General features: G+C 66.0%; 5 protein-coding genes and 1 pseudogene. All 6 read left to right on the top strand.

The window, feature by feature from the left end:
* A pseudogene (locus R1101_RS0114420) lies at positions 1-967 on the top strand (bifunctional cytochrome P450/NADPH--P450 reductase); the annotation flags it as partial.
* A gap of 398 nt (positions 968-1365) precedes the next feature.
* Positions 1366-1464, top strand: coding sequence for a K(+)-transporting ATPase subunit F (gene kdpF, locus R1101_RS0114410; protein WP_016934111.1), 99 nt, complete (start codon positions 1366-1368; stop codon positions 1462-1464).
* A gap of 7 nt (positions 1465-1471) precedes the next feature.
* Positions 1472-3172 (top strand): potassium-transporting ATPase subunit KdpA, encoded by a 1701-nt coding sequence (kdpA, locus tag R1101_RS0114405; RefSeq protein ID WP_026003282.1) that lies wholly within the window; start codon positions 1472-1474, stop codon positions 3170-3172.
* Positions 3169-5265 carry a potassium-transporting ATPase subunit KdpB gene (kdpB, locus tag R1101_RS0114400; RefSeq protein ID WP_037223493.1) on the top strand — a complete coding sequence of 699 codons (2097 nt, stop codon included), beginning with the start codon at positions 3169-3171 and terminating at the stop codon, positions 5263-5265. The genes kdpA and kdpB overlap by 4 nt, the downstream gene beginning before the upstream one ends.
* Positions 5266-5270: 5 nt before the next feature.
* On the top strand, positions 5271-5930 hold the full coding sequence (locus R1101_RS0114395; protein WP_051017549.1) for a potassium-transporting ATPase subunit C: 660 nt from the start codon (positions 5271-5273) through the stop codon (positions 5928-5930).
* Positions 5923-6056 (top strand): hypothetical protein (locus R1101_RS31335; RefSeq protein ID WP_157179162.1); only part of this gene is annotated, 134 nt, incomplete at its 3' end. The genes R1101_RS0114395 and R1101_RS31335, both read left to right, overlap by 8 nt.

Below are 6056 nucleotides of genomic sequence, written 5' to 3'. Positions count from 1 at the left end.
CGTTCTCCGTATCCCCCGCGGCCAGGTGGTGCGGTTACGTGCCCGAGGAACCACCCACCTGCCGATAGACAGGCCGGTCACGGTGGGGCTGTTGTTGAGCGAATTCGTCGAACTGCAGGAGCCTGCCACACGCTCCGATCTCGAGACGCTGACCGCCTACACCTCCTGCCCGCATACCCGCGAGCAAGTGAGGGCACTCGCCCACGCCTACGCCGAGGAGATTCTGGCCAAGCACGTGTGCGTGACCGATCTATTGGAATGGTTCCCTTCGATCACGCTGCCGCTGGCGGTCTTTCTGGAAACTACCGGACCGATCCGTCCGCGTTGTTACTCGATCTCGTCGTCACCGTCGGCGAGGCCGGGTCATGTCCGGCTCACCGTCGGGCTGGTGGAAGGTGCCGCGTGGTCGGGCACGGGCCGGTACCGAGGCACGTGCTCTGCCTACCTGGCAGATCTGACACCCGGAGAGATCTTCTACGGTCATGTCCGCACGCCCATACCGTCGTTCCGTTTACCCGCCGATCCGACGACCCCGGTGATTCTGATCGGCCCCGGAACCGGTATCGCACCGTTGAGGGGTTTCCTGGAAGAGCGCGCCCACACCGCCTCGACAGGACCGATCGAGCTGTTCACCGGTTGCCGTCACCCGAAGCACGACCGGCTCTACGGCGACGAACTCGACACCTGGCACGAAGCCGGCCGGGTGCGGGTGCACACGGCCTACTCCGCGCTGCCCGGCCATCCGATCCGCTACGTCCAGCACGCCGTGGCTGCCGAAGCCGACCGCATCTGGGACCTACTCGAACAAGGGGCACATATCTACATCTGTGGAGACGGACTGCGCATGGCACCGGCTGTCCGACAAGCGTTGGCACAGATCTACGCCGACCGGACGGGCGACGACGGAGAAGTTCGGCTGCGTCGCCTCGAGACCGAAGGGCGCTACCATCAGGACATCTTTGCCTGACACCACACGCGATCGAACGAAGGCGGCAGCTGCACATCGCCGGCAATGGCTGCACAGCTGAACGATTCACTCGTCTTCCCGGACCGGACCGTGCACGCGCACCGATTCGATCGTTCACCGGTCGGGCAGTTGCCTCCGACCCGGGCGGCGCTCCCCCGGAGGAGCAGAGCCGATATCAGGATCCCGTATGGATATCGCCGGAGAGCATCAGGATTTCGTAAGGATCCGGCCGAACCGGTTCGGTGGGTGCCAGCGTGTGGTGCGGGTGCCGACCGGCGCCTGTTCGTGTCGACGGCAAGGGAAGACGATATGACCGACACCGCATACGTGGTGCTGATCTTGATGGGGTTCTCGGTGTGCGCCCTGGTGCTGCGGGCTCTGTACGTGCGCGGTGAGAGATGACCTGGACGGGTATGGGGAGCGTCGCGCTCGTCGTGCTTGCGGCGGCACTGGTGGTGTACCTGCTGAGCGCACTGCTCGATCCGGAGAGGTTCTGACGGTCCGATGAATCCTGCTGTGGCCGCGGGACTGCAGATCGCTTTGGTCGTCGCAGTCCTGGCTTTGACCTATGTTCCGCTCGGTGACTATATGGCGAGGGTCTACACGACCGATCTCGCCCTGCGATGGAAGGACTTTCGAGTCGAGTCCCTGATGTACCGACTGTGCCGGATCGATCCCCGCGCCGAACAGACCTGGTACGGATACGCCGCGAGCGTGCTCGGCTTCTCGCTGGCGAGTGTGCTCTTCCTCTACGCGCTGCAGCGTCTTCAAGGTGTCCTGCCGCTCGACCACGGTCTGGGGGCGGTGAGTCCGGCAGTCGCATTCAATACCGCCGTCTCCTTCGTCACCAACACCAACTGGCAGTCCTACGTTCCCGAGACGACGATGAGCCCGATGACCCAATCTGTCGGTCTCGCGGTACAGAACTTCGTGTCCGCAGCCGTCGGTATGGCCGTGGCGGTTGCGTTGATTCGCGGCCTGGTGCGTGTCGGAGGTGGCGGTGAGATCGGCAACTTCTGGGTGGACCTGACCCGCGGGACCGTGCGCATCCTGTTGCCGCTGGCGTTCGTGATTGCACTGATCCTGTTGTCCCAGGGAGTAATCCAGTCGTATCGCAGCGGGTTCACCGCCACCGGCCTGGACGGGAACACGGTCACCACAGCATTGGCGCCGGTCGCCTCGCAGGAGGCCATCAAGGAACTGGGCACCAACGGGGGCGGCATCCTCGCCGCCAACTCTGCACACCCGTTCGAAAACCCCACCCCGATCAGCAACATCGTCGAGATTCTCGCGATCCTTCTGATTCCGGTCGCATTGACCCGCACCTTCGGCACGATGATCGGCAACCGCCGACAAGGCCTGACTGTCCTTGCCGTGATGGCCCTGCTCTACACCACCGTGCTGGCAGTGACGATGGCGGCCGAATCCGGCACTCGCGGCGTGGCCGCGAATGCCGCCGGCGCGATGATGGAGGGCAAGGAGGTGCGCTTCGGGATTCCCGGTTCGGTGCTGTTCGCCGTGACGACCACAGGAACGAGCACGGGCGCGGTGAACTCCGCGCACGACAGCATGTCCCCGCTCGGCGGCGGCGCCGTGCTGCTGAACATGCTGCTCGGCGAGATCGCGCCGGGTGGAGTGGGAACCGGCTTGTACGGCATCCTCGTCCTGTCGGTCATCGCCGTGTTCGTCGGCGGTCTGCTCGTGGGCCGTACCCCCGAGTTCCTCGGCAAGAAGTTGCGCAGACGAGAAATCACCCTGGCCGCGCTGGCGGTGCTGGTAATGCCTGCGCTGGTGCTCACCGGCACCGGGATCACAGTGATTCTCTCGTCCACGACCGGATACCTCGGCAACTCGGGTGACCCGGGCACGCCCGGCGCGATCCACGGCTTCACCGAGGTGCTCTATGCCTACGCGTCCGCGTCGAACAACAACGGCAGCGCCTTCGGTGGCCTCACCGCGACGAGCGACTGGCTTCAATCCTCCCTCGGGATGTGCATGCTGTTCGGGCGGTTCCTGCCGATCCTGTTCGTCCTCGCCCTGGCCGGGTCGTTCGCCACACAGCGACGCGTCCCGTCCGGTTCGGGGACCCTTCCCACCGCCGGCGTCGCATTCGCCGGTCTGCTCACCGGCACGACGGTGCTTGTCGCGGCCTTGACCTTCTTCCCCGCCCTCGCCCTGGGCCCGATCGCAGAGGCACTGCAGTGACTGTAGATGTTCGTCCGGAGCGGGAGACCGCCTCCACCCGGCCACACCGTGTCGGCAGCGGGGTGTTCACCACCCGCGAGCTGGTGACGTCGTTGCCCGGCGCGATACGCAAGCTCGACCCCCGACATGTGGCGCGCAATCCGGTCATGTTCGTCGTACTGGTCGGTTCGGTGGTGGCCACCACTGCGGCCGCGGCCGAAGGCAGTCTGTTCGCCTGGTCGATCGCGGCGTGGCTGTGGTTCACCGTGCTGTTCGCCAACCTCGCCGAGTCGGTCGCCGAAGGGCGCGGCAAGGCACAAGCAGCGAGCCTCCGAAAAGTCAAACAGGACACCATCGCTCGCCGCCTCACCGGTCGCGGCACCGAGGAATCCGTCTCGACCACCGAACTGCACGTGGGCGATCTCGTCGTCGTGGAGAGCGGGCAGACGATTCCCGGTGACGGGGATGTGATCGACGGTATCGCCACAGTCGACGAATCGGCGATCACCGGGGAATCCGCGCCGGTGATCCGGGAATCCGGTGGGGACCGGTGCGCGGTCACCGGTGGTACCACCGTGCTCTCCGACCGCATCGTCGTGCGGATCACCGCCGCGCCCGGACAGACATTCGTGGACCGGATGATCGCTCTCGTCGAAGGCGCCGCCCGGCAGAAGACCCCCAACGAGATCGCCTTGAACATCCTGCTCGCCGCGTTGACGATCGTGTTCTTGCTCGCGGTCGTCGCGATCGGGCCGATGAGTGCGTATGCCGGGGTCGAGCAAGGACCGGTCGAACTGGTCGCACTGCTGGTGTGCTTGATCCCCACCACCATCGGCGCGTTGTTGTCCGCGATCGGCATCGCCGGCATGGACCGGCTCGTCCAACGCAACGTCCTGGCCAAATCCGGCCGTGCAGTCGAAGCCGCCGGGGACATCGACACACTGTTGCTGGACAAGACCGGCACCATCACCTACGGCAACCGTCGCGCCACCGCATTGCACCCCGCCCCCGGCGTCACGGATGCCGAAGCCGCTTCGGCCGCGCGACTGTCGAGTCTGGCCGACGGCACACCCGAGGGCCGCAGCATCGTCGAACTGTGTGCCGAGCGGTACCACCTCGATGCGAGTCCGTCCGGCAACGAGCGCTCCGCGGAGTTCGTCGCATTCACGGCGCACACCCGGATGAGCGGGCTCGACATGACCGGTGATGCCGGGAGCCCCGTCCGCATCCGCAAAGGCGCCGCCGACGCCCTCATCCGCTGGGTGGACGAGCACGGTGGGGCGACACCGCCGGAGGTGACCGTCGTCGTCGACAGAATCGCCCGTGACGGCGGGACTCCGCTGGTGGTGGCCCGAGCCGATGATCGCAACGCATCGGTACTCGGCGTCATCGAATTGACCGACGTGGTCAAACCCGGCATGGCGCAGCGGTTCGCCCAACTGCGGGCAATGGGCATCCGCACGGTGATGATCACCGGCGACAACCCTCTCACCGCCAAGGCCATCGCGTCCGAGGCCGGGGTCGACGACTTTCTCGCCGAAGCCACGCCGGAGGACAAGCTGGCATTGATCCGAGCGGAGCAGCAGGGTGGTCGCCTCGTCGCGATGACCGGCGACGGGACCAACGACGCACCGGCCCTCGCTCAGGCAGATGTGGGCGTGGCGATGAACACCGGAACCTCGGCAGCCAAGGAAGCCGGGAACATGGTCGATCTCGACTCCGACCCGACGAAGTTGATCGAGGTCGTGGAGATCGGCAAACAGTTGCTCATCACGCGCGGGGCCCTGACCACATTCTCGCTGGCCAACGACCTGGCCAAGTACTTCGCGATCCTGCCGGCCCTCTTCAGCGGGATCTATCCGCAACTGGCCGGGCTGAACATCATGGGTCTTGCCACACCGCAATCCGCGATCCTCTCGGCGGTGATCTTCAATGCGCTGGTGATCGTGGCGCTGATCCCTCTTGCCCTGAAGGGGGTGCGCTACCGACCGGCGAGCGCGTCATCGCTGCTCAGCCGCAATCTGCTGATCTACGGTCTCGGCGGGGTGATCACGCCGTTCGTCGGGATCTGGTTGATCGATCTCGTGGTGCGTCTTGTTCCGGGAATGGGGTGATCGTGATGCGATCGTTCGGCTTCATCACAGGCGTAGTGCGAGCGGCTCGGGTGGGACTGCTGATGCTCGTCGCTCTGAGCGTGATCGTGGGCGTGGCCTACCCGGCCGCAGTATGGGCACTCGGACGACTGGGATCCGTCAGCGCCGAGGGGTCGCCCCTGACGGATGCGAACGGGTGCGTGGTCGGCAGCAAGCTGATCGGTGTGGACCCACAGGTCCCCGCGGGCGAGCCGGATCCCTTCTTCCACCTTCGGACGGTGGGATCCGTCGCCGACGATGACGCCTTCACCCCGGGCGACCCGGCCGCTGCGCTCCCGTCGAACCAGGGCCCGAGCAGTGAGATCCTCGCCCGCTTCGTCGAGGAACGACGCGCGGTGATCGCGGCGCGGGAGAACGTGACACCGCACTCGATACCGGTCGACGCGGTCACGGGATCCGGATCCGGCATCGATCCGCACATCTCCCCTGGCTATGCGGCCTTGCAAGTGCCCCGGGTAGCGCGGGTCACCGGCATCGCCGAAGAACAGGTCCGCGACCTCGTCGCCGCGCACACCGAGGGCCGACAACTCGGATTTCTCGGGGTCGAACGAGTCAACGTACCCGAGTTGAACGTCGCCCTGGGACTGACTGCACCCGACTGCGACCAGGTTTCCTCGGGTGGATGATGGCATCGTGACCAGTACTGCGCCCAACACATCTCGACCGCTGCGGCGGGGACGGCTGCGAATCTATCTCGGAGCCGCCCCCGGCGCGGGCAAGACGTTCGCGATGCTCGGCGAAGCGCACCGGCG

The organism is Rhodococcus sp. R1101 (assembly GCF_000278445.1).
Classification (GTDB): domain Bacteria; phylum Actinomycetota; class Actinomycetes; order Mycobacteriales; family Mycobacteriaceae; genus Rhodococcus; species Rhodococcus gordoniae.
The sequence above is the reverse complement of the archived record's forward strand: the minus strand, read 5'-3'. Positions and strand labels throughout refer to the sequence as shown.